General features: G+C 37.0%; 27 protein-coding genes. 24 read left to right on the forward strand and 3 right to left on the reverse strand.

Going from position 1 to position 22,993, the window contains the following annotated elements:
* Nucleotides 1–23 precede the first annotated feature (23 nt).
* The gene (locus ACR65F_RS06235; RefSeq protein ID WP_440503664.1) at nucleotides 24–698 is read right to left on the reverse strand and encodes an ABC transporter ATP-binding protein; all 675 of its coding nucleotides are present in this window, start codon (nucleotides 696–698) and stop codon (nucleotides 24–26) included.
* Between the two features lies 1 nt (nucleotide 699).
* A complete protein-coding gene (locus ACR65F_RS06240) occupies nucleotides 700–1,734 on the reverse strand; it encodes an ABC transporter permease (RefSeq protein WP_440503665.1) in 1,035 nt (344 codons plus the stop codon).
* A gap of 464 nt (nucleotides 1,735–2,198) precedes the next feature.
* Here ACR65F_RS06240 and ACR65F_RS06245 point away from each other — a divergent pair, with 464 nt between their 5' ends.
* The 20 genes from ACR65F_RS06245 (at nucleotide 2,199) to ACR65F_RS06340 (ending at nucleotide 19,461) form a co-directional block, all read left to right on the forward strand.
* Nucleotides 2,199–3,194 (forward strand): S66 family peptidase, encoded by a 996-nt coding sequence (locus tag ACR65F_RS06245; RefSeq protein ID WP_440503666.1) that lies wholly within the window; start codon nucleotides 2,199–2,201, stop codon nucleotides 3,192–3,194.
* 47 nt (nucleotides 3,195–3,241) lie between these two features.
* Nucleotides 3,242–4,270 (forward strand): DUF2332 domain-containing protein, encoded by a 1,029-nt coding sequence (locus ACR65F_RS06250; protein ID WP_440503695.1) that lies wholly within the window; start codon nucleotides 3,242–3,244, stop codon nucleotides 4,268–4,270.
* Nucleotides 4,271–4,328: 58 nt separating this feature from the next.
* The gene (locus ACR65F_RS06255; protein WP_440503667.1) at nucleotides 4,329–4,874 is read left to right on the forward strand and encodes a GNAT family N-acetyltransferase; all 546 of its coding nucleotides are present in this window, start codon (nucleotides 4,329–4,331) and stop codon (nucleotides 4,872–4,874) included.
* Between the two features lie 5 nt (nucleotides 4,875–4,879).
* Nucleotides 4,880–5,581, forward strand: coding sequence for a DUF5694 domain-containing protein (locus ACR65F_RS06260; RefSeq protein ID WP_440503696.1), 702 nt, complete (start codon nucleotides 4,880–4,882; stop codon nucleotides 5,579–5,581).
* A gap of 337 nt (nucleotides 5,582–5,918) precedes the next feature.
* Entirely contained in the window at nucleotides 5,919–6,314 is a 396-nt protein-coding gene (locus ACR65F_RS06265) for an NUDIX hydrolase (protein WP_440503668.1), read from the forward strand.
* Nucleotides 6,315–6,850: 536 nt separating this feature from the next.
* Nucleotides 6,851–7,297 (forward strand): VOC family protein, encoded by a 447-nt coding sequence (locus ACR65F_RS06270; protein ID WP_440503669.1) that lies wholly within the window; start codon nucleotides 6,851–6,853, stop codon nucleotides 7,295–7,297.
* Nucleotides 7,298–7,731: 434 nt separating this feature from the next.
* Nucleotides 7,732–8,094, forward strand: a complete 363-nt coding sequence (locus ACR65F_RS06275; RefSeq protein ID WP_440503670.1) for a hypothetical protein — start codon at nucleotides 7,732–7,734, stop codon at nucleotides 8,092–8,094.
* A gap of 410 nt (nucleotides 8,095–8,504) precedes the next feature.
* The gene (locus ACR65F_RS06280; protein ID WP_440503671.1) at nucleotides 8,505–10,052 is read left to right on the forward strand and encodes a hypothetical protein; all 1,548 of its coding nucleotides are present in this window, start codon (nucleotides 8,505–8,507) and stop codon (nucleotides 10,050–10,052) included.
* Between the two features lie 55 nt (nucleotides 10,053–10,107).
* Nucleotides 10,108–10,590, forward strand: coding sequence for a hypothetical protein (locus ACR65F_RS06285; protein ID WP_440503672.1), 483 nt, complete (start codon nucleotides 10,108–10,110; stop codon nucleotides 10,588–10,590).
* An 880-nt stretch (nucleotides 10,591–11,470) separates the two neighbouring features.
* Nucleotides 11,471–11,956 (forward strand): NUDIX hydrolase, encoded by a 486-nt coding sequence (locus ACR65F_RS06290; protein ID WP_440503673.1) that lies wholly within the window; start codon nucleotides 11,471–11,473, stop codon nucleotides 11,954–11,956.
* Nucleotides 11,957–12,063: 107 nt separating this feature from the next.
* Entirely contained in the window at nucleotides 12,064–12,897 is an 834-nt protein-coding gene (locus tag ACR65F_RS06295) for an alpha/beta fold hydrolase (RefSeq protein ID WP_440503674.1), read from the forward strand.
* A 253-nt stretch (nucleotides 12,898–13,150) separates the two neighbouring features.
* Nucleotides 13,151–13,612 (forward strand): GNAT family N-acetyltransferase, encoded by a 462-nt coding sequence (locus ACR65F_RS06300; RefSeq protein WP_440503675.1) that lies wholly within the window; start codon nucleotides 13,151–13,153, stop codon nucleotides 13,610–13,612.
* Nucleotides 13,613–13,759: 147 nt separating this feature from the next.
* Nucleotides 13,760–14,302 carry a signal peptidase I gene (lepB, locus tag ACR65F_RS06305; RefSeq protein ID WP_440503676.1) on the forward strand — a complete coding sequence of 181 codons (543 nt, stop codon included), beginning with the start codon at nucleotides 13,760–13,762 and terminating at the stop codon, nucleotides 14,300–14,302.
* Between the two features lie 151 nt (nucleotides 14,303–14,453).
* Nucleotides 14,454–15,269, forward strand: coding sequence for a lipid II flippase Amj family protein (locus ACR65F_RS06310; protein WP_440503677.1), 816 nt, complete (start codon nucleotides 14,454–14,456; stop codon nucleotides 15,267–15,269).
* Between the two features lie 166 nt (nucleotides 15,270–15,435).
* Nucleotides 15,436–15,957: an ankyrin repeat domain-containing protein gene (locus ACR65F_RS06315; RefSeq protein ID WP_440503678.1), complete on the forward strand. Its 522-nt coding sequence runs from the start codon at nucleotides 15,436–15,438 to the stop codon at nucleotides 15,955–15,957.
* 389 nt (nucleotides 15,958–16,346) lie between these two features.
* Nucleotides 16,347–16,859, forward strand: a complete 513-nt coding sequence (locus tag ACR65F_RS06320; RefSeq protein ID WP_440503679.1) for a GNAT family N-acetyltransferase — start codon at nucleotides 16,347–16,349, stop codon at nucleotides 16,857–16,859.
* A gap of 342 nt (nucleotides 16,860–17,201) precedes the next feature.
* A complete protein-coding gene (locus ACR65F_RS06325; RefSeq protein ID WP_039042323.1) occupies nucleotides 17,202–17,750 on the forward strand; it encodes a short-chain dehydrogenase in 549 nt (182 codons plus the stop codon).
* A 102-nt stretch (nucleotides 17,751–17,852) separates the two neighbouring features.
* On the forward strand, nucleotides 17,853–18,350 hold the full coding sequence (locus tag ACR65F_RS06330) for a GNAT family N-acetyltransferase (protein WP_440503680.1): 498 nt from the start codon (nucleotides 17,853–17,855) through the stop codon (nucleotides 18,348–18,350).
* Between the two features lie 99 nt (nucleotides 18,351–18,449).
* Nucleotides 18,450–19,037 (forward strand): YdcF family protein, encoded by a 588-nt coding sequence (locus tag ACR65F_RS06335; RefSeq protein ID WP_440503681.1) that lies wholly within the window; start codon nucleotides 18,450–18,452, stop codon nucleotides 19,035–19,037.
* Nucleotides 19,038–19,053: 16 nt separating this feature from the next.
* Nucleotides 19,054–19,461, forward strand: a complete 408-nt coding sequence (locus ACR65F_RS06340) for an NUDIX hydrolase (protein WP_039042319.1) — start codon at nucleotides 19,054–19,056, stop codon at nucleotides 19,459–19,461.
* A gap of 107 nt (nucleotides 19,462–19,568) precedes the next feature.
* Here the strand turns inward: ACR65F_RS06340 and ACR65F_RS06345 are convergent, their stop codons facing one another.
* Complete coding sequence (locus ACR65F_RS06345) at nucleotides 19,569–20,630, reverse strand: acyltransferase family protein (protein WP_440503682.1); 1,062 nt, start codon at nucleotides 20,628–20,630, stop codon at nucleotides 19,569–19,571.
* A 260-nt stretch (nucleotides 20,631–20,890) separates the two neighbouring features.
* On the opposite strand from ACR65F_RS06345, the gene ACR65F_RS06350 reads away from it, so the two are divergent.
* The 4 genes from ACR65F_RS06350 to ACR65F_RS06365 all read left to right on the forward strand — a co-directional run bounded on the left by ACR65F_RS06350 (nucleotide 20,891) and on the right by ACR65F_RS06365 (nucleotide 22,777).
* A complete protein-coding gene (locus ACR65F_RS06350; RefSeq protein WP_440503683.1) occupies nucleotides 20,891–21,343 on the forward strand; it encodes an NUDIX hydrolase in 453 nt (150 codons plus the stop codon).
* Between the two features lie 85 nt (nucleotides 21,344–21,428).
* Nucleotides 21,429–21,980: a GNAT family N-acetyltransferase gene (locus ACR65F_RS06355; protein ID WP_440503684.1), complete on the forward strand. Its 552-nt coding sequence runs from the start codon at nucleotides 21,429–21,431 to the stop codon at nucleotides 21,978–21,980.
* Nucleotides 21,981–22,064: 84 nt separating this feature from the next.
* The gene (locus ACR65F_RS06360) at nucleotides 22,065–22,445 is read left to right on the forward strand and encodes a hypothetical protein (RefSeq protein ID WP_440503685.1); all 381 of its coding nucleotides are present in this window, start codon (nucleotides 22,065–22,067) and stop codon (nucleotides 22,443–22,445) included.
* Nucleotides 22,446–22,579: 134 nt separating this feature from the next.
* Nucleotides 22,580–22,777, forward strand: a complete 198-nt coding sequence (locus tag ACR65F_RS06365) for a hypothetical protein (RefSeq protein ID WP_039042314.1) — start codon at nucleotides 22,580–22,582, stop codon at nucleotides 22,775–22,777.
* Nucleotides 22,778–22,993: the final 216 nt, after the last annotated feature.

Genomic DNA, 22,993 nt, shown 5'->3' on the forward strand with positions numbered 1-22,993 from the left:
GTCAGGCAAAGGGGTTTGCTCAATTATTCAATCAAGCCATCTTTCATCGTAACAATACGGTCCGCATACGGTAACATTTCTTCATCGTGAGTGACCATAAGGGTAGTGATTTTCAACGTTTTCGTTAAATTCCGGATGATTTCCATTACCTCTTTGGAACGTTTAGAGTCGAGACTCGCTGTTGGTTCATCCGCAAATAGCATTTTCGGTTGATGAATGATCGCTCGTGCAATTGCGACACGTTGTTTTTCGCCACCTGAGAGGGAAGAAGGGTAGGCATCTTTCCTATGTGACATGCCGACAAGATCCAGCACTTTCGACACTTCTTGCTTTTGCTGTTTTTTGTTCAACTTTGTTTCTGCTACATCGAGCATGAGCAACAACTGATCCTCCACCGTCAAAAAGGGGACAAGATGCGAAGACTGGAACACAAATCCGAATTCACTTGAACGGATTTTACGGATCTCTTCTTGGCTCATCTGGGTCATGTCTTTACCTGCAAAAAGCACTTGCCCACCAGTTGCTTTCTGCAGTCCAGCGGCAATCGTCAAGATCGTCGACTTACCAGATCCTGAAGGACCAACGAGTGCCGTGATTTCGCCTTCGTTCAAGTCAAGATCGACACCTTTTAAGATTTTCTCACTGACATCACCACTTTTGAATGTTTTTTCGACATCGTCAATTGTGAAAATCGCCATCTTACATCTCTCCTTGTTGGATTGCCTGCAACGGCTCCACTTTTTTGATTTGGAATCCTGAAATAGTTGCTCCGAGGAATCCAATCACTAAAAATACACCAGACAATAATAATGACGTCTCAAGTGGTAAGCTGAACGGCATACCAGCGGGAGCTATCATACTAAACACTTGGCTGAGTGCAACGGATAATACGAGCGCAACAGCTGTAATCAGTAACATTTGGTACCACATCATGCTAAACAGTGAAATGGTCTTCACACCAATCGCTTTCAATATGCCATACAATCCGATTTTCTGGACGTTCATCATATAGAAGAAAATCGCAAACAGCATACCACTGATCACAACGAGGAACCAAATGATCATGTTGAGGGACATTTGTTCTGCGCCATAGCTCGGAATCGTATTCAAGAATTCTTTGTTATTGAATGATTCAAGTCCCTTGATGGAATCAGGACTATCCGATCCTGGGATGAATACCGTCTGCATTTCCATCACACGGTAAATTTCTTGATAGTTTTTCATGCTGATGAACGCAACAGGTGCGTGGCTATACGTTTGCTTCTCTGCGAATCCAACGACTTTAAACTCTCCGCTGAATTGGTTATTCGTCAGTATGTCACCGACTTTGATCCCGTCATCTTTCAAGGAAGCATCTAATACGACTTCATTGTCTTTGACATTGGGGAATAATTCACTGTCAGTGGAAGTCACAAACGCAACACTATGCTGTTTGTCTTCCGCGTCGTTGACGAATCCCATTTGAATGGACATCGCAGTTGCCCCATTGTAGTCTGCGAGCAATTTGTCTTGCTGATCGACATCGATTTTAGAAAGATTGTATGTTTGGTTTGCATCTTCATTTAAGTAGAACTGCCCATTGGGGACATTTTTAATGAGGGCAGCGTTGTCTTCAGACAATCCGTTCGCAAGCCCCGAGATAATGAAGGTCAAGAAACTAACCAAAAAGATGATCGAACCGAGTATCAGGAATTTCATTTTACTTTTTTTAACTTCTTTCCACGCCATTTGCATGGTGAACACCTCCGTGATTGATTACCTTCAGTGTACTCCCGCAACATGAACGCTACATAAACACAGCATTACAATTGAATCGCTGCGAAACTTTTTCATTCAGTGTATTGAGAAGAACGATTTAGTTGGGAACCAATACTCAGAATTTTCCATTGTTCATGCGACGCTACTTAGAGATATGGTATAATTATCCGGAAACAAAAGAGTTAACATTCGGAAAATAGTTTCTAGTCTCGTTATACATAATCCACAGTAACTGAGTAAGTTATTAAATAGGAAGGAGGCATTCTTATGGAAAATATGATTTCAATACTCCCAATCCTTTCACTACTTTTTTGGTTTGTACCATTTGTGTTCATCATTTGGTTTCTAATCACTTTCATTAAATTACAGAAAGAAAAAAATCAAATCTTGCGTACCATTGCTGATAAGATGAAAAAATAGTAACGAAAGGAGTACAGAAAATGAAGCGATTAAAACAAGGGGATACAATCGGAATCTTCTCCCCATCATCACCTGCAACCGTGAATGCAGAGCCTCGCTATAAACGGGCAAAAGCGTTTTTGGAATCGAAAGGATTCATCGTGAAAGAGGGGAATTTAACAGGGAAAGCGGAGGGGTACCGATCAGGCGCACCTAAAGAGCGAGCAGATGAACTGAATGAGTTGCTTAGGAATCCCGATATCACGATGATCATGTCGACAATTGGTGGTACCAACTCAAATAGTATGTTGCCCTATATTGACTACGAAGCATTTAAACAAAACCCAAAACTTGTAGTTGGGTATTCGGATACAACAGCGATACTACTCGCGCTTTATGCAAAAATAGGTATCCCGACATTTTATGGACCCGCTTTGGTTCCATCATTCGGTGAGTTTGAGCCACTAGTCACTGTTACGTATCGCTATTTCGAGCAGTATTTTATGCAAGAAAGTAACATTCCTTATGAAGTACCTATGCCTGACTATTGGTCCGACGAACCGGTCAACTGGTTGGAGAAGACGACAGAGAAAAAGTTGTATCCAAATGAATGGGTGACGGGGAACGGAGGAGTTGCAGAAGGACGGCTGATTGGAGGGAACTTGAATACGATGTACGGCTTTATCGGGTCACCGTATTTCCCTAAGATTAAGCAAGGGGATATTTTACTAATCGAAGACTGTACGAAATCGCCATCTGTTGTGGAAAAGAATCTAGCTATGCTGAAAGTACATGGCGTCTTCGACAATGTCGCGGGCATCATTTTGGGGAAACATGAATTATATGATGATTTAGGGACAGGCAAACAACCTTTGGATTTATTGCTAGAACAGCTGGATGGACTGCCAATTCCAATTCTAGCTGAATTTGACACGTGCCACACCCATCCCATGCATCCATTAGCCATTGGGAAAAAGGTCAAGTTAGATGCAGATGCAAAAACTGTATCTTGTACTGAGTGTTGGCTTGACGTTTAAGTATAGGAATGTTGGTGCCGTTTTAAAGGAGTAGCAGAGGAGGAACAATTATGCAAAACTCTCATTTATCCAGGAGTTTTATGAACTTCGCAAACATGGAATGTAAGGGCTCCAGTGAACTCTATGAATTTCTGTCATTGAAAATAGCAGAAGACGCTGAAGTACTCAATTTGTGCCTGGCAGTTCCAAAAGGGCAGCCGGTACCTAACCTATTATTCGGGGCTGTTCATTATCTTCTATTAAAAGGATATGTACATCCATTAAAAGACTATTATAGCAGTGTTACAAATCCACCAAGGAAAATAGACAACGAGACATTCATCAATTTTAAAGATTTCTGTGAGCGATATCGAGAGGAAATCATTTCAATAGTAGAGAGCAAGTTAGTTCAAACAAATGAGGTTAGGCGATGCGGCTATCTCTATCCAGTATTTTCGTGGATTTACAACAAAGTTGAAAGACCATTGTCTCTTATTGAAATTGGAACCAGTGCGGGTCTTCAGCTCTTATGGGATCACTATAGCTATTCATATGGTACTGGTGAAACGTTTGGAAAAGAAGGTGCTCGTGTTCATATAACCTCGGAAGTTAAAGGGGATCACTTTCCAATGATGCTTTCTGAAAGCCCTCCAATTGCATCTAAAATTGGATTAGATCTCAATATAAGCTATCTATCTGATCCTGAAGACTATTTGTGGTTAAAGTCACTCATTTGGCCCGAGCATCAGGAACGATTGGAGTTATTCGACAGGGCTGCTGAGTCTTTGGAAGAAAACCCAGTAAAACTGGTTGAGGGCGATGGAGTATTTTTACTTCCAGACGTAGTGGATACACTTCCTACAGACTCCACGATTTGTATCTTCCACACTCATGTGGCAAACCAAATCCCAACTGAAACTAAACACGAGCTATTAGAAAAGATTGCTAAGATCGGGAGTAAGAGAGATGTCTTTCATATTTACAATAATATGTGGGATCGGCAACTCCACCTCGATTACTATGTGAATGGTGTGGAATATAAAAACACGATCGGTGACACGGATGGTCATGGAAGATGGTTCGAATGGAATTTGTAACTTAGCTGATTGTATCTTTCATAGAAAGAAATACCACTGGAGTGGGGAGGCTGCTTGAATGACTGGATTTTTAGATGGTGAGAGAATTACCTTGAGAGAGATGGAAGAAAGAGATTGGATCGATGTACATAGCTATGCCTCTCAACCCAGTGTCTGCCAATATCAACCTTGGGGGCCGAATACCGAAGAAGAGTCACAGATATTTGTGCGACAAGTACTGTCAGATGCTATAAGTAATCCAAGAAGTAGATTTGTTTTTGCGGTCATAGAAAATAACTTACTAATTGGTGCAGGCGAGCTGAATATACGAAGCTTAACCAATAGAGAAGGGGAAATAGGTTATATTGTGCATCCAGATTATTGGGGAAAGGGATACGCTACAGAAGTAGCAACTCTTTTAATAAACTTTGGATTTGATACCTTAAGTCTACATCGTATCTTCGCTACATGTGATCCAAGAAACGTAGGCTCTTCAAAGGTTTTAGGGAAAGTTGGAATGACTCAAGAAGGAAGAATGCGAGAAAATATGTTATTGGAAGAGGGTTGGCGAGATTCCATTCTCTATAGTGTTTTGGATAGTGAATGGAGAAAAAAGGGGGAGTAACTTTGATGCAGAAAAAGGCGAAAATTCTTGTACTTGGAACTTTTCATATGTTTGAACATGAAGGCCTAAACTCCGAAACAAGACAAACTGAAATCGAGGAATTAGTTTCTAAACTAGCAATTTATAAACCAACGAAGATTGCAGTTGAAATGGTAGCAGAAGAGAATGAGGAGTTTAACGAAAAATATATCCAATACAGATCGGGCTCGAACAACTTAGAAATGAATGAAATCGACCAAGTAGGGTTTCGTTTAGGTCTAAAGCTTGGCCATGAACAGATACACGCAATCGATTGGATGGGCAAGTATGACATGCATTATGGAGAAGTCGAGAGTTGGGGGAGAGAAAACCAACCAGAACTTTTAAATGAAATATACAAGGAACTTCATGTGCCCGAATTAACAGAAAATAAAAGTATAGTAGATTATTATAAAGAGCTAAATGATCCAGTTCCCATTAATATGTTCCATAAGATATATGTAAATATAGCACGTATCGGTGACTTCAATAACTATGTCGGTATGAACTGGTTAAGCTGGTGGTACAAAAGGAATTTAATTATGTTCTCTAATCTGACCCGTCTAATTGAGTCACAGGAAGAACGTATTTTGTTTATAGTAGGTAGCTCCCATTCATCAATCGTTACCAAATTCCTTGAAGAAAGTGAAGTTTGCGAAGTTGTTCAACCACTTAGCGTTCTATCATAACTTAAAGGTTGCTTTGTCTCTTTTATGAGATTCATTAAGTCGATAGATGGTGTAAACACTTTCTTTTTCACCAAAAGCATTCAATAAGTCTGTGCTGCATCAGGGCTACTGTCTTTGGCGACTCTTGCTTTCCGCTTCAGAAGGCACGCTTTCCGAGGGGCGTGGCTTGCCTCCTCGGTCGCGAAAAGCATGCGTCCTGTGGGGTCTCAAGACGCACGCTGATCCCTTCGGAGTCGGCCTTCTTCCGCTACAATCAACAGAGCATATTACTATAAATCGCTTCTTCTTCAAAATGGCCAAATAGTTCAATAACAGGATTGATGATTTGGGGGATTGGATGAAAAGCTGGTTGGGTTCAGCAGGGATATGTTTCAACGAAAAAAATGAACTACTAATGGTGAAATGTCACGGATCAGAAGAATGGGCGGTTCCTTCTGGCGGAATCGAAGAAGGTGAAAGTCCCGAGGAATGTTGTCTAAGGGAAGTTAAAGAAGAAACAGGATATGATGTAAATATCATCGAACAATTGCTAGTTAAAGAAACTTCGGTTAAAGGGATTGAAGTGAAAACCTATTATTTTATAGTAGAAAAAGTTGGCACGAGCACTGGTATCCAGGATCCTGATGGGATTATTGTAGCTGCTGCTTGGAAGTCATTACCTGAAGTGAAAACAATGTCTCACACATACCCAGAGGATTTAGATTTCTTACTGAAACAATTTAACCGTCGTTGACAAAATGTTTGTGTTTTTAATTATGCAATCCCCTTATGAATCGTGCCAAATTCCAAAGCACACATGCAAATAAATTTTAATCTTAAAAAGAACGGAGTATCGATATGAGGACGTCATTAGAACTACTTCGCATACTTATAATTCTTATATTTTTTGGCGGTTTGGGATGGGCTGTATTAAACAATATTTATACCATGTATGAAGTACCTATTAAATACATGTGGGTAGGTGCAACAGCAATTTTTATAATCATTTTTGTATTATATAGAAACAAGTTACAGTTTTCAGGATGGTACAAAGGAAAAAGTAAAGAAAAACTCCCAAAAAAAGTGTCATTTTTGCTAATTCTCATTTCATTTTTATTATTGATAACACCGCTAGTGGCTAGTTCTTTTTGAAGTTAGAAAAAGTAATAATGCTAGATGAATTCCATCATATCATTTTAAAAACCTACAGAGGTTCAACTTGTTATCTTCGCCTGCTTTAAATGCACTTGATCATTCATACTAATTTCGCTCTACTATGGGAGGTATTTAATGATAAAGGGTTTATATGAAGCGCATATACCTGTTAGTAACTTACAACAATCAATTGATTTTTACACAAAGCTTGGTCTTACTTTATATAAAAGATATGATAAAGTAGCATTTTTTTGGATTGAGAAAGGTAAAAGTTGGATCGGGTTATGGGTAGGTTCAGAAGCAAAGATACCATATCACGTTTCATTAAGACACATAGCATTTTATGTTGATTTGGAAGATATAAAGAAAGCGAAGGCATGGTTAAAAGAAAGAGGAATCGAAGTACGGGATGAATTTGGCATAGGAACAGAAGAACCCATCGTTATTCCTAGCCAAGCGCACGCAATGATTTATTTCGATGATCCGGATGGAAATAGTTTGGAACTGATAACTCGATTACCTAAAGAAGTTGAACAATCGGAAAAAATGTATTTAAGTGAATGGGAAAAGCAATATTTATAACTTAATCCATTATCTGGCGTAGTTGTTGAGTAATTGTTGCGGATTAATATGGCCATTTCGTTAAAGATAGGGGTGAGAAAAATTAAACACGTAAACATTGGTCTAACATTGTTAATTGTAAGTGCTATTCTTTACGGTTCAACTTTAATCTCTGCATCTGTCTATACTCAGGTTTTGAATAGTCCTGGTGGAGGGGGGTGGGATTCAAGGTATGGTGTTTTTAAAACTGCTCTACTACAAGTAGGAACCTTACCATTAATAATAGCCACCTTAGTAGCAGTAGTAGGCATGATTTTTATTGTTCAATCGGTTAGAAAGCCATAATAGGTAAATGATTTTTCTCTGTTTAGCAAAAGGGAGATATTCTTTTATTAAGGATTTGCATCTATTCAGGAACAAGAGCCTATGGAAGATGAAGAAAGGACAGTAATAATATGGAGAACGTAACAAATGAAGATAAAGCGCAATCATTAAAATCTTTACAATCGACAATTAGTAAACTTGAAAATGCTTTTTCTCAGATGACTCAGAAAGGTACAAACACAACATTAGTAAAGAAGCGACTCAAAGCTGTTTGCATAGGATTATCTATGTTGGAATACGCTTGGGATCAAAAACCTTATCATTACACACCGGCAGATTTAGTGGAAGCTCGTAGTGTTCTTAATGGTCTATTCCCATCAATCGAGAACAGTTATGCTAAGTCAAAGGCTGGTAGCCCGCAGAAAACTCTTTTAGAGAGAAGGATGAAAGCATTAGGATTAGCTGTTAAAGCGATTGATGAGTTATCTAATTAACTGACGGCGGTACTTCATAAATGATGTGCTTTTGCCTAGCAAAAATATTATAAAAAAATATAATGTATCTTAATTAGGGGGAAAGTGTTTGAGGGAGCGCCATATCAAATTTTTAACATACTTCTCGGTTCTTTTCGTTATTAATATAATGGTTAATTTCATTTTCAAAGATGGTATCAACGTATTAACGGCATTTTCAGTGGCAGTTGGAGTTAGTTTAGGAATCGTGTACTTAAGTCCATACTTGGTCAGGCGGTAAAAGGTTGAGGTGCACTTCTCTCAAAAGGATTCAGTTGTCGAAGAAGCGTTGTACCTGAAATAGAACGGATAAACCTGTCACCATTAAAAAAGCATTAAGTGAAAACATTAGATTTTTTTACTATTTTTGTGTCATCTTGGAGGAAAGCAAATTGCGCGTTGTTAAATACATCTTCTTTACCTTAATAGGCTTAATTTTCACAGCTATATTGTTGGTTGGCGTCTTTCTATTATCAAGTAAACTATGGGGGACTATTGTTTTGATTCTGGGATTGATCGCCTTGTTTACAGCTTTTATTTTTACACTAATCAGCTTTATTAAATCTCAGTCTAATTTTTATAATTGGAACGGACTAATAAAACTTTCCTTAAAATCTTTGTACTTGGCTATAACCGGGATTCTCTTGGTAGTACTATGGATTTTTAACTTTGCAATAATTGATGAATTCGGGGAGTTTACTCCGCTTGATAAAATGAATATCTTCTTGGGTAAGACCGACATTAACGAAAAAGCAATTCAACAACTCATAAAAGACTATCCTGAATTAAAGAGCCAAAATATTACGTTTAAATACCCTCCGAATGCGGAGGTCAAAGTTCATGAGATGATCAGCAAAATGGATGATATTGAACAGCTCGAACTGGAAATCTTCGGATATCAAATACCTAAAACGAAGAATCTAGAAGTAATTATTTTGCCTAACTATGATGAGTACATACAAGCAAGAACATCTGCAGGGGAAAGGGAGGGCGGCTCGTATACTAGAATGGATAATAGAGCTATCTTATATGAGCAACCAATAGATGAGAATGGTGAGGAACCTTCTTTGTCTGAAATTTTTAGCCATGAGTATGGTCACTATTTGATGGACATGTTTTTAGTCGACAAGGAAATGAAGTTTGACGATGTCCCTGCTTGGTATCATGAAGGCGTGAGCGAATACATGGGGAATCAGATAAGTGAGGAGTTAAAATTCCCTGGAAACATTAGCCCTAAATTAACGTTTGAAAACTTACAAAGTTTTCAAGATTGGAAGAATGCTACTAAGCAATCGGATGTCTATTACTTTGCAGGAAAAGCAATTGATTATGTACTAGGAAGCGTTGACAATTCCATTATTTTATCAGACATTGTTTTGAATATAAAAGAAGCTGGTACGTTTGATGATTCATTTATACAACTCACTGGGTTAGATCCAAAGACACTTACTATTACAAGTATTAATTCATTGGAAAAAGATTTAGATGCAGCCTACAAGCTTTGGCAAGAGGATGATTTCAAAAACGCTGAAAAAGACTATAAAAGAATTCTTAAAAAGCATCCACGCGAAGCGTTAGCATGGCACCAGTACGCATTAATGCTGGAAAAGCAAAAAAGATGGGATGATGCCCTCAGTGCTAGAAGAAAAGTCGTTAGTATTGAACCCAGAAATTCGAATAGTTACATGTATCTCTCCTATTTATTAACCGTTATTGACTCTCAAGAGGCTGTAAACAATGCTCAAAAAGCATTAGAGATAGTTAAGAAAGATAATATTGAGGACTGGGGTTTCCATCAAAAATGGGTAGATGAGGTTTCTCACTATCATGAATTGAAGAATGAAAAGAAATATACAGAAGCTTATCAATTCATTTCACAAAGTGAGCAATTGTCTACTTCTCCTGAACTAATTGAAGAGCTTAGCTTCATTATGAAATAGTTGTTTCTATCTTATTTCAATTTACAAGATGGATTTTGAAAGGGGATGATGTGACATGAAAAAACATGTTCTTCTAATGCTTTTGGCAACTATTTTTTTACTTGCGGCTTGTTCCAAAGGGGAAAATGATGAAGTACAAGGTTACTCAGGGGTTATTGGCTACGGGGCAGTCATGGGATATCAATACATTGTGGTTAAGGAACAAGATACATTTTCTTGGGATATTAGTTATAAAGGAAATAACTTACTCATTGAAGAGAATGCAGATAATGTAAAGAATCTAGAGAATTTTAGGATTAGTGTCAACGAGAGCAAATTAGAATTAGGTACATTAATAATATCGTTCCCTTACTTTGTACTTGTTGGTATAATCGCCCTGATCCTTTACAAGAAAAAGAGTGAGATGCTTAAAGGTAACGGCGCGTTAATATCTATTCTAGCAGGCACACTTGCACTATACTTTACTCTTGTGTCAGCAGTTGATTTAAGCAGTTTATTACATGAAGTGAAATACTATTATATGATACTGGCCAATTAAATAAGATTTTCCAAATTTTATATGCCCATTAAAAAACAGAACTTTCCACCAGTTCAAACGTCTTACAATAATGGAAAGGTTAGCGAAAGAAGTATCGACGGTGTAGGAGGAGAGTTTTATCAGTAGTCTTATTTTGTTGTTTGTTATATTTCTAATTTTTGTTTTCATTGTAGTTGGCGTTTCTTTATACTTCAGAAAAAGAAATACTCAAGAAAAACCATCTTTATTGGGAATTAGTTCACTTTTACTACAATTATCACTACTTGTATTTTTCTTCACTGGAATTTTAGAAAACCTCAATGAAACAATGTTTGATGTTCTGTGGTGGAGTACAGTCATTTTTGGTTTGTTGTTCGGAATAAGGGAATTCAAAAACAATATAATTGTATCCTTATTAAATATTCTTTTAAGTATTTTGCTAGCAATACTCATGCTGTTATTGTTGTTTATTACCTCAATGTAGTTGGCATTCTCAGGTACAGTCAGGAACAGTTACTTAAGAAGCACTTCGCTTCTATACGACCAAGTATAAAATGAACAGGCTTAAAGGGAAATGAGGATGATCCTTTGTCAAAGTATTTGGGCTTTATTTCATTAGTGTTGATAATCACTTTTATCACTTTAATTTTTATTATTCCACAAGTATTGACTCTCTTACCTGAATCTTTGGATTTATTGCTATTACTATTCCTTCTACTGGGGTCTTTTGTCACTGCACTTTTCAGTGTAAAAGGACGTTTGAAACTAGTTACTTTAGCTATTTCCTCTATTGGTATGTTAGTTCTACTAGTCGTAATTCTGTTCGTCATTAGTATGATGATGTTTGGTAACTTTGGGACATAGACAATAGGATCCAAATTAAAGAATATAGGAGGGCAAAATGGTAAACAGTTATCCAAAACATATTATTGCTGTCTCTGCATATATCACTAATGAAAACGATGAAACTTTATTAGTTAAGACTCATTGGCGTTCAGATACTTGGGAACTTCCAGGAGGACAAGTTGAAGAAGGTGAATCTTTGGAAAGTGCAGTACGTCGAGAGGTTTTAGAGGAAACCAATATTATTATAAAACCACTTGGAATTACTGGAGTCTATTATAATGCTTCAAGTGAAATTTTATCTGTGGTTTTTAAAGTAAGATATGTCAGTGGCGAATTAAAAATACAACCAGAAGAAATTAGAGAAGCCAAGTTTATCGCTCTAGATGATAATACCATTGGCACCTACATAACTCGTCCCCATATGAAGTCTCGCGTTATTGATGCTATTAATTCACAGTCGTTCATTCCTTATGAAACTTGGGAAACAAAGCCATACAAATTATTAAAGAGATTGGACAATGAGGATGCAAACTTATCTTAACCAGTCCGGCGCAATAACTGTATAATTGATGTGCCAAATCTTGACTATCTTGGATAGCGATTGTTTTCAGACTGACTAAAGGTTTAAAAAGGAAGTGCTAAAGTGGTATGTGGAAGAAAACTTTTGTTGAAACCGAGCGAGGAGAATTTGAAGTTTTTGTTTCAGGAACCGGAGAACCTTTATGTGTAACTCATTTATATAGTGCTTTTGACGAAAGAGGAAACACCTTTGCAAATCCATTCACCTTACATTATCAAGTGTATTTAATTAATCTCCGTGACTGTGGTAATTCTGTTAAAGCGAAAGACAGAAGCCAATATAGTATGGAAGAGTCCATAAAAGACTTGGAATCTATACGTAAAACATTAGGATATGAACAATGGGGATTCGCTGGACATTCAACAGGTGGAATGCTCGCTCTAAAATATACAGTTTTAGCCCCACACTCCTTAACAAAAATCATCGCTGGGGGAGCTGCCGCTAGTAAAGAATATTGTACTGATCCAGATTCTATATATTGTCGTAAGAATCCCATGTTCCCTCGGATAATAGAGATTATGAATCAATTAAATGACCCATCCACCGTGCCGGAAATTCGCAAACAACTAGGGAATGAGTGGGCGGAGATGTCATTTTATTCAAGAGAAAAACTATTGTCAGCCTTGAGAATCCCTAATAGCGGAAAAACAGTTGGACCACGTTTAGATTATTTTAGAGAAGTAGAGGTTTCCACATACGATTTGAGAGAAGCCTTGGTAAACATAGCTGTCCCAAGTCATATTTACGCAGGTAGATTTGACGCACAATGTCCGTATAAATACGGCGTAGAAATTGCTGAATTAATGCCCAATGCCAAGTTGACAACCTTCGAGCATAGTAATCATAATCCTTTTGTAGAAGAGGAAGCTAAGTTTCATCAGTTAGTAAATTCAACCTTATAGATACCTCTTTTAAAATTAACAGAAGAAGTTACTGAAGAACCATCGCACTTAAATTGCACCAGAGTTTCCGCAATCGGTTATTTTCAACCTATATAGTTTAAAAATTCACAATGCAATTAACAACAAAAACATGTTTAAGGGGGCGTTCATTATGGCTAACGAGAGTACTTTTTTAGTTAAGAACTTAAAGGGAATAACGTCTAATTAACAATTGTGGCTTAGCGTTCCCTCTAAAATCGAAAGGGGAAAATGTATGCGAGCAGGTAATGTGAAAATTGAAGAATTGAACGAAGATAACTGGTATGACTGTTGTGAATTAGAATTATCAGAGAAGCAAGCCACGTATATAGAAATGAATGCTGTTTCAATTGCCCAATCAAAGTTTGAGCCATCTTTAAAACCCTTTGCAATTTATTTCAAAGAGAAAGTAGTTGGTTTTCTAATGTTTAATACTTTGAAAGAGGAACTTGATGGTTATTGGATATTTAGAATAATGGTTGATAAGAACTTCCAAGGGCGAGGTATAGGAAAAGCTGCAACTCAGTTAATGATTTCAGAGATGGGCAAGCTACCAAATGCAGAAAAAATCGTTGTGGGTTACCACCCGGATAACAAGGAAGCCCACCAATTATATGCCAGTTTAGGATTTATTGATAATGGTGATCGCTTTGGCAAGGAAATGGCTGTGATCAAACATATAAACGAGTTAAGTTAAATGAGGGAGTACCTATTATAGGTTCTCCTTTATTAAGCACATCGGTGGTATTCACGTTTACTGCATCTTTATTCGTTAAACAATTTCATTCAAAAACTCGCCTTAAAATCGATGGCGTTAGACAAAAATAGGGTAGGAGGAACTCACTTGCAAAAAAGCACCAAAAAGGAAGTATACTCTTGGATAAAATCAATTGTATTTGCTGCATTTATTGTGTTTGTTTGCCGTCAATTTATCTTTACACCAGTGACCGTTCAGGGCGTATCTATGGAACCCACTTTCGAAGATAATAATAGAATCGTTGTAAGTAAAACAAGCAAGATGGATAGATTTGATACAATTGTTTTCAAAGCTCCAGATGCTGACAAACAATATATAAAGAGAATAATCGGTCTACCTGGGGATAGTATAGAAATGCAAGATGATGTGCTATACGTTAACGGAACGCCGTATGATGAAACTTATGTGAAAAGAAACAATGGTATTGAATTGCGTAGAATTACTGGTGATTTCACATTGCAAGAACTTACTGGAAAGACAACCGTTCCTAAAGGTTATCTTTTTGTTCTGGGGGATAATCGATTGAAAAGCAGCGATAGTAGAGAATATGGTCTAATTTCGACCGACTCCGTTATTGGAGAAGTGAAATTCAGGTTTTATCCAATTCAAAAAACCGGTGTCCCTAAATAATAGGAGTTTATAAAGCGATAGAGTTGTAGTAGCTAAATACACAGTCAATAATTTGTTATCTAAATCCGCCTAGTGTAGGAACAATGCTTGCCCTTTACATAGGCAGGTAATGATTCGATACCTGTAACTTACTAAAAAGAAGGTAATCCTGTTGGAGATTATTACTCAAAAACTCATATATATAGCGTTGTTCATTTTTATCATTCATTCTATTGAAACGCTTGCTTACGCCGTAAGACTATCAGGAGCACGAGTACGGATGATTGCATCGGCCTTATCTCTTTTTAATATAATGGTGATGTTTTCAAGATTGGCAAATATGATGCAACAGCCTTTTACAGGAAGTCTAATAGACACTGCGCCAACTCATAATGCGCAAGAATTCGTAGAGACACAATTTCGTTTTCTCATAGGTGCCTCAACAGTTGGTACTGTGTTTGGAATGCTTTTACTCCCTACTTTTGTAGCTCTATTTTCAAGGGCAATCATTCATTTATCTGAAGAAAAGGGTTCTGTTCCATCGTTATTTAAAAGACTGTTTTCCTCGCAGTACATCAAACGAGGCATTACACATTTCAGTTTACCTAAATTTTCATATCTGAAAGATACTAAGATCAAAGATATTCCAGTAAGGTTATTCTTAATAAATATGATAATAACTGCAATATACACTATTGGTGTGTTAGCTGCTTTATATGCAGCACTGCTCACCCCAGAACGTGCATCAACAGCAATTATGGCATCCGGCTTAATCAATGGTATGGCTACAATTCTATTAGTTATTTTCGTCGATCCAAAAGTCTCCGTGGTTGCGGATGATGTCGTGAATCAGAGAGGTAATTATCAAACACTTAAAAATATCTCATTGATGATGGTTACGTCCAGGCTTTTAGGAACTTTGTTGGCACAATTATTTTTTATACCAGGAGCAAAATACATTGCTTGGTTTACACAATTCATAGTTTGAATTTCTCATCAAAGTTGCTGAATAATCGCTTCACCTCAAATGGTCCAAACTATGATGGAAAAGGCCACCAAGACTGCGAAATCCCAAATTCAGCTGCTCAATAACGTTAATGTGTTTGTAATTAGAAATGATTTGAGTATAAAAATAGTACTGGAGGGGTTTTATTGTGAGTTCAAAAGTTAGAGATCTATTTCAATTTATTGAATCAGGTGATGGTGATGGTGATGCCTTAGAGAAGGCTCTTATTCTTTCCCCCAATTTAGCAAATGCAGAAAATGAGCAAGGACTAACTCCTCTAGGTTTTTCATCTCATTTAGGTGATAAAAACGCTGTTCTTATCCTTTTAAATCATCATACGGATATAGATGCCCTTTCTCATTCTAAGATCGAGTATATCCCTTCGAATACTGCACTTCATGCAGCAATTGCAGGAACACGAAATCTAGAAGTTATTGAGCTTCTTTTAAATAATGGAGCTAAAACAAATATTTTTGATAGCAACGGGCATACAGCTTTACATACAGCTGCGTTTCACGACGATAATACGGAACTGATTAGTCTTCTTATTACACATGGAGCTTCTGCACATGCAAGGTTAGATAATGGGGTAACTGCAATGGAATTGGCGATAGAACAAGGGAACAATAAAGTGGCTGAACAATTGCGATCCTATGCTGGACAGCTCTAATCCCTTAATGAGTGTTTTCATCATTCCACAACACGGCTCGTTTTGAAATGTTCAAGAAGCTGCATCATTAAAAAGTATGCTTGAGAGAGTGTGTCAGAAGGGCATTCCAAATGATAGAGGTTACAGATCCAATTTGTAGCAATAACACAAATAATTAATCAGAGACTATGTATTTCCTCATCCCCCTTTATGAACCTCCCTGCATAGCGGCACAGTGCTAAGAATAAGGTTAAGAATTATTGGAAAATTAAATTGCGTTGTTGAGCCTCTTTGGATAGAATTGTCTAAAGAGGTTCTTTTTTGTTAACTGTACGGTATAACTTAAATGGGCAGCAACTTCTGAAATAGGAACAATCTATAATGGACAGATTGTAAAATGGGAGGATGAAATGAATAATAAAGAAAGCATACTACCCACTATAAAAATCAGGAATTTACGTGAAGACGATTATGAAACTGTTGTAAAGTGGAGTAGAGATGATACTTTTTGTGAAGCGAATGGTTGGGAGAAAAATAGAAATGAAAAAGAAGTATATAGATGGTGGCTTAACTGTGTAAATCTCGAGTCTAAAGATCTTGTCCGTATGGGAATCTTGCTTGAAAACAAATTAGTTGGATATGTGGATTTGGCTCATATTGAAAATAATACTGCTGAAATAGGCATTGCAATTGGAGAAAGAAGTGTATGGGGGAAAGGAATCGGGACTAGTTCCATTCTCTGTATGATGGAGTATGCTTCTGAAAAATTTAGGATTTCCATTTTTGATGCTGAAACACATGAAGGAAATATTCGCTCAAGAAAAATGCTTAAAAAGGTAGGATTCAAAGAGATAAGTAGAATTGGTAAGGAAGATTACTTAGGAATCGATAACCAATTAATACAACTTCGGTTTTATAAGTAGGCACACTACCGGTAATACTAGCTGTCTTATGAGTGAGTTCGTTCTCATTGTGAAATCAACTAAGGAAGCATGATAACGTCATCCTTCGGATTTGCCAAAATGAAAATGGTATGAAAGAATTAAAATTCTTTTTTATTAGGTTTTCAGTGCCACTCTGTGTATTAGGAGCAATTTTTAATAAGCTCTTTTTCTCAAGGAAACAGAAGGAGGACTTTTTAGCTCAATATGAACTTTATGTGCTTTTCTTGATACTTTTCGTTTCATTAATTTTCTCCTTTAAACAAAAGAAAACTACTTATACCTTTTGAATTGATTAGAAGTATTTAAAGAGGGGGCATCATATTGAAACCTCACGTACTTGTTGTAGGAGGAACTGGGATGCTTAAAGAGGTCTGCTTATGGCTTGTCGATCAAGGATACAATGTTTCAGTTATTGGGAGAACCAAAAAACGATTAGACGACGTAGTAAATGAGGCTAGCGATTCTTCTAGTGTTTTCCCAATAAGTGTTGATTATCGAAACGAAGAACGATTTCTTAAAGAAATTATGGAAATTCAACAAAAACGTGGACCACTCACTTTAGCCCTTAGCTGGATTCATTCAGATGCTCCAAACACGCTACATATTTTGGCAGAACAGCTTTCAAATCTACCAATTAATCCTTGGAGGCTATTTCATGTCAAGGGAAGTACCGCCCATTTGTCTATAGATCCAATTCCTTTACCAGAAGGATGTCTTTATCGTCAAATAGTGCTTGGTTTTATTCTGAGCGATTCCTCCTCTCGTTGGCTTACAAACAAGGAGATTGCCGCGGGTATAATTAAAGCAATTCGATGGGATCGAGAAGAGAGCATAGTTGGAACTCTAGAACCTTGGGAAAAACGACCTTGATTCAACCTGTTGCCAGTTTGCACAACTATACAAGAAGAACAAGAGTTCATTACTTTATCGTAAAACAAAGAAAAAATCATGTCTATAATTGTGAGGGAATCTATGATGATCAGACGTTTAGTTCCACAAGATGCAGAAAGTTATCTAACTCTAAGATTAAAAGCTTTACAAAACAGTCCTGAGGCATTTGGTTCTACTTACGAAGAGGAAAAAGATTATCCTGTTGACAAGTACAAAATTAGATTCCAATCCGAAGACTCCTTTACTTTTGGTGCTTTTGAAAATGGCGAACTTGTTGGGATGATCACTTTAGTCAAAGAGCAGCGAATCAAATTATGCCATAAAGCAAATATTGTAGCCATGTACGTTTCTCCAGAAAAACGCGGTTCGGGATTTGGAAAAGCTTTGCTGAAAGAAGCCATTAGAATGTCAAAAGAATTGCTAGGTATTGAGCAGGTTTATTTAACAGTACTTACAACAAATGAGGTAGCCAAAATATTGTATTCTTCGCTCGGATTCGAGATTTTCGCTACAGAGAAACGCGCATTAAAGCTAGATGGAATCTATTTTGATGAAGACCTAATGGTTTTGTTTCTTTAAAAAGGATGGGAGACGAACATAAGGTCCTTGTTAGTGTCCACATTTATACCCTGTCAGATTAAGACGGTGCTCTCTAAACAAAAACCTAATGATAACACGATGAAATCAAATGAAATTCACAACATTATTTTATTAGGAATGGTATATATGACGTTTCCGTTTGACTGTATAACTGATTTTATATTTGTAGAGTCTGAAATTTCTCATGCAGATGTGATTTTAATACCAGGATCTAATCATCCACCCTTAATGGAGGAAGCTGCAAAATTATATAAAAATGGATTTTCCCCATACATACTCCCATCCGGGGGTTATAAGACTCAACTTAGAACTACGGAATGGGAGTATTTAACAAATATAGGTTTATCAAAGGGAATTCCAAAAGAAGTATTTCTAAAAGAAGATTACGCGCAGCACACTCTAGAAAATGCCCGATTTTCGTTGGAGGTTCTAAAGAACAATCGAATTAAATTTGATAAGGTTATTATTGTTTGTAAAGCGGGTCATTCCCGCAGAGCATTGTTGAGCTATCAAGTTACTTTTCCTATTTCGACTGAATTTATGGTATTCCCTGTAGTGGATCGATATGAAATAACCAAAGATAATTGGTATTTATCCGAAGTCGGGAGAAAACGCATAATGTCTGAGGTCCAGAAAATAGGTAAGTACTTTGGAGATTTTATATGAATAAGGGGATGAGTATATGACACCACCAAAACATATTGTTTCAGCAGCCACAATTGTGATAAATAACAAGAATGAGCTTTTGTTAATAAAAGGCCCCCGTAGAGGTTGGGAGATGCCCGGTGGACAGGTTGAAGAGGGGGAATCTCTAAAAGAAGCTGCAATCAGGGAAACGAAAGAGGAATCTGGTATTGATATAGAGATTATCAAGTTTTGTGGAATCTTTCAGAATGTAGAACGATCTATTTGTAACACACTATTCTTGGGGAGAGTTGTCGGTGGTAAGCCTACTACGAGTCCGGAAAGTTTAGAAGTAGGATTTTTCCCAATAAAGAAAGCATTGGAAATGGTAACAATTACGAACTTTAGACAGAGAATTGAATATTGTTTAGACGAAAATACCCATCCTTTTTTTGTGGATTTTTAAAATATATTAGAGTGAAGAGTACCTGCGCGAGAAACAAACATGATTGTTTTAACATCCATGAAAGTTTGAACACAGGTACTTTTATAAATCGCTCACTGGAACGGAATTTAATGCGTAATTGCTGGATGGGTAGAGGTCTTTTTTTGTGAAAACCCACCAAGGAGGAGCTTTCCGTACGGTAGAAATTTTTGTATGATGATCGAAAAAATGATTGGAACGACCAAACCGAATGCGGTGAAACCAACAATGCCATATGTGAAATAATCGTTTAGCAAAATATCTGTAAAGATGTGCAAGTACATAATCGTTAAGGAGTGCTTCTCGATTTTTTCCAACCATTTTACTGACAGCTGAGCAGCAATCAGCTGGAATACGCCAACTAATACGAGTGTAAATGAAAGTGGAATGATTAAATCTAAAATGAAATGTTCATAACGTAAAAATTTCATACTTAAATGATAGTCAGTTACATGAATCATATCGAGAGAAATGGCTGTTACACTTCCTATTAATCCAACGATTAACCATCTTCTCGAAACGTCCATCCAAATACTCTTCATATAATAACCTAACGCAAAATAGACGACTGCCATAAGTACAACATCGATGTTCCAAATCATTGGGACTGTTTGAGACGCAATGTCTGGTTTTCCGCCAATGACGCTCATCGCAAAAAAACTTTCATAATGAGCAATACTATAAGAGATTGCCAAAATAATGATTTGTTTCGTGCGGCTAAAGTATTTAGTCATCCATAAGAAAAACAAATACGTAAAGAAAAGCGTAGTGACAAACCAGAAAACACCGTACGCACCTCGGGCAAAGCGTCCGCCGACAACAAGTGTCCAAAAATCATTTACATACCATGATAAATCTATATTGCCCGAACTAAACTCAATCCCGTAACGGATGAGCGTAATGCTTCCTAGAAAAAACAAATAAGGGACTATCAATTGCATAAATCGTTTATGAATCATGTGTTTCATTAAGCCTTTTTCAATAACAGGTTTAAAAAATAAACCACTTAAAATAAAGAAAGCCGGCATGTGAAACCAATAGATATACTTAACGAGTGGGAAATCAAGCTGTCCGGGATAATGACCAATGACGACAAGGATCATTAAAAATCCTTTTGCTCCATCCACCCAGGATAAGCGTTTCTTACTCATAATTAGACACCTCAAGGAAATTGACGTATCTCCAATGTACATCCTTTCTGCAATTTCGAGTGTAATGTTACAGAATTGACTCACGGATGTTAGTAAGTTGGTAATACATAGGAGTGTTTTCTTGATTTATTACGGATGACTGACTAAATTGAATAGTTGGTACTACCAATTGCATGAGAATTATATATATCCTTCAAATTTTTCTCATGAGAGGGATAAAGCATAGTTGAAAATATGGGTGCATGATTGGGAGGATTGAAATGAGAGAAGGAATCATACGGCCATTGGTTATTTGTGTTTTCCAACAGGAGGATACCATCCTTGTTGCAGAAGGTTATGATCCAGTGAAAGAGGACCACTTTTACCGGCCAATCGGTGGGGGAATCGAATTCGGTGAAAGCAGTGAAGAAGCACTCGTCCGGGAAATCAAAGAAGAAATCGATACGGCTATTACGGGTCTTGCATACTTAGGAACGCTAGAAAATATATTCAGCTTCAACGGAAATATAGGTCACGAGATTGTAAGGGTCTATGATGCATCTTTCACCGATAACTCTTTCAACAAAGCGAGTACGTTTGAAGGGATAGAAGATAACGGGGAACTATTTAAAGTGATGCGTCTGCCTATACAGACGTTTCGATCTGGAGAGCTTCGTCTTGTTCCAGACAACCTATTGGACCTGCTTGAAGTGAACGGCATAGCTCTTAAATGATTCAACATGACCAAATTTACTTACATAACCCATCAGTTAAATCATATGTTGCACACCAGAAAATTTAAGAAAGGGGAAATTCATAGTGAAAAGGAAATTCCCAATTATTGAAACGGATCGATTAATTTTAAGAGAAGTAATAAAAGAGGATTCAAATGACATGTTCGCGTATTTATCTGATAAAGATGTTGTAAAACATATGGGTTTGGACCCTTTTCAAACAGAGAAAGATGTACTAGAAGAAATTGAGTGGTACCAAAAGATTTTTAAAGATAGCACTGGAATTAGGTGGGGAATAGCTCACAAGGACAATGGCAGGGTTATTGGAAGTTGTGGTTTTCTTAATATGCAACCCAAGCATTCTCGAACTGAAATCGGTTATGAATTAAGCAAAGAATATTGGGGGAAAGGTATCGCCAGCGAAGCATTGGAAGCGGTAGTTAAGTATGGATTTCAACACTTACAGTTAGAACGAATTGAAGCATTAATTGAACCTGCTAATTTTGCATCACTGAAATTGTTGGAAAAAAAAGGCTTTGAAAAGGAAGGATTATTAAGACATTATGAATTTACTTGTGGTAAGTTCGATGATTTATATATGTATTCAATTTTAAAAGGTGACGTACTCACTACTTAAAGAATATTGATGATTATTGCATTAGCAGCGGATCCTCTCTTTCGCAATAGCTCGCGGTAGGGATTAGTGCATAGTAGGAGGTGAATGAAAATATCTATTCACGATGGTGTGATAACCGGGTACACAGTGAACTTCTTAGAACATGAATTACGAATAAATATCGAAACGGTGACAGGTGATATTGACACTGTTACATTCGATTCTTATTTAGCTCATTATTTCGATCATGTAATGGCAGGTAGTATATTGCTTGATATTGAAGAAGCAGATTTGAAAACATTCTTCCCAGAAAACAGAGAAGAATTTGAGTCCCATAAACTATATGCTTGGCCGATTTGGTACGATGATGTGAATGAGCTCGAACAGTACTTACAAGTTAATAATTATAAATGTTACATTATTTTTGCTTCACTAGGATTGTCAGGTTATGTATTTGCTAAAACATTTAAAATCAAAAAGAAATGAAACCTTAGACAGACTACTTAAAGTTTGTGAAGAAGCGTTAACATGCGCTGGTATTGAAGATGTAATGTGCCTGTATCAGTCCTAAGATCGTGTAGGCATAGCTTATCGAAATAAATAATTGGAGGTACTATCCAATGTTATGGGGAAGTATTTTACTATGGATTGTTGGCTTATTAATTTTGTACGTAGTAATCTTTACAGCAGTAAAAGATGGGATTGATAAATCAGAGGTGGGTCAATTGATAAAAAAGAATTTTGGGACTAAAGATAACATTGTTACGGTGAGTGATGATGAAATTGAAAAGGAATTAGAAGACGAATTTAAGAATTAGAAACAGTGGTTACAACGATTTACGTTCAACTATACGTAGATGTTAATGCTTGGCGCACTAGTCACAACGCAACAGATAAAGCAGAAGAGAATATAGGGTTAATCCATCGAGGATCTAATAATGTATCAGACCTGCATATTGTATAGGCTACACTTACTTGGACAATAAAGTTAGGGTCTTGTAGAATACAACCAAAGAGATGAGGAGAATCTACAT

It is taken from the genome of Sporosarcina sp. SAFN-010 (assembly GCF_059415065.1).

Coding starts and splice junctions, on each gene's coding strand:
- ACR65F_RS06235 (WP_440503664.1), bottom strand. CDS start 698: ATGGCGATTTTCACAATTGACGATGTCGAAAAAACATTCAAAAGTGGT.
- ACR65F_RS06240 (WP_440503665.1), bottom strand. CDS start 1,734: ATGCAAATGGCGTGGAAAGAAGTTAAAAAAAGTAAAATGAAATTCCTG.
- ACR65F_RS06245 (WP_440503666.1), top strand. CDS start 2,199: ATGAAGCGATTAAAACAAGGGGATACAATCGGAATCTTCTCCCCATCA.
- ACR65F_RS06255 (WP_440503667.1), top strand. CDS start 4,329: ATGACTGGATTTTTAGATGGTGAGAGAATTACCTTGAGAGAGATGGAA.
- ACR65F_RS06260 (WP_440503696.1), top strand. CDS start 4,880: ATGCAGAAAAAGGCGAAAATTCTTGTACTTGGAACTTTTCATATGTTT.
- ACR65F_RS06265 (WP_440503668.1), top strand. CDS start 5,919: ATGAAAAGCTGGTTGGGTTCAGCAGGGATATGTTTCAACGAAAAAAAT.
- ACR65F_RS06270 (WP_440503669.1), top strand. CDS start 6,851: ATGATAAAGGGTTTATATGAAGCGCATATACCTGTTAGTAACTTACAA.
- ACR65F_RS06275 (WP_440503670.1), top strand. CDS start 7,732: ATGGAGAACGTAACAAATGAAGATAAAGCGCAATCATTAAAATCTTTA.
- ACR65F_RS06285 (WP_440503672.1), top strand. CDS start 10,108: ATGAAAAAACATGTTCTTCTAATGCTTTTGGCAACTATTTTTTTACTT.
- ACR65F_RS06290 (WP_440503673.1), top strand. CDS start 11,471: ATGGTAAACAGTTATCCAAAACATATTATTGCTGTCTCTGCATATATC.
- ACR65F_RS06295 (WP_440503674.1), top strand. CDS start 12,064: ATGTGGAAGAAAACTTTTGTTGAAACCGAGCGAGGAGAATTTGAAGTT.
- ACR65F_RS06300 (WP_440503675.1), top strand. CDS start 13,151: ATGCGAGCAGGTAATGTGAAAATTGAAGAATTGAACGAAGATAACTGG.
- ACR65F_RS06320 (WP_440503679.1), top strand. CDS start 16,347: ATGAATAATAAAGAAAGCATACTACCCACTATAAAAATCAGGAATTTA.
- ACR65F_RS06330 (WP_440503680.1), top strand. CDS start 17,853: ATGATGATCAGACGTTTAGTTCCACAAGATGCAGAAAGTTATCTAACT.
- ACR65F_RS06335 (WP_440503681.1), top strand. CDS start 18,450: ATGAAATCAAATGAAATTCACAACATTATTTTATTAGGAATGGTATAT.
- ACR65F_RS06340 (WP_039042319.1), top strand. CDS start 19,054: ATGACACCACCAAAACATATTGTTTCAGCAGCCACAATTGTGATAAAT.
- ACR65F_RS06345 (WP_440503682.1), bottom strand. CDS start 20,630: ATGAGTAAGAAACGCTTATCCTGGGTGGATGGAGCAAAAGGATTTTTA.
- ACR65F_RS06350 (WP_440503683.1), top strand. CDS start 20,891: ATGAGAGAAGGAATCATACGGCCATTGGTTATTTGTGTTTTCCAACAG.
- ACR65F_RS06360 (WP_440503685.1), top strand. CDS start 22,065: ATGAAAATATCTATTCACGATGGTGTGATAACCGGGTACACAGTGAAC.
- ACR65F_RS06365 (WP_039042314.1), top strand. CDS start 22,580: ATGTTATGGGGAAGTATTTTACTATGGATTGTTGGCTTATTAATTTTG.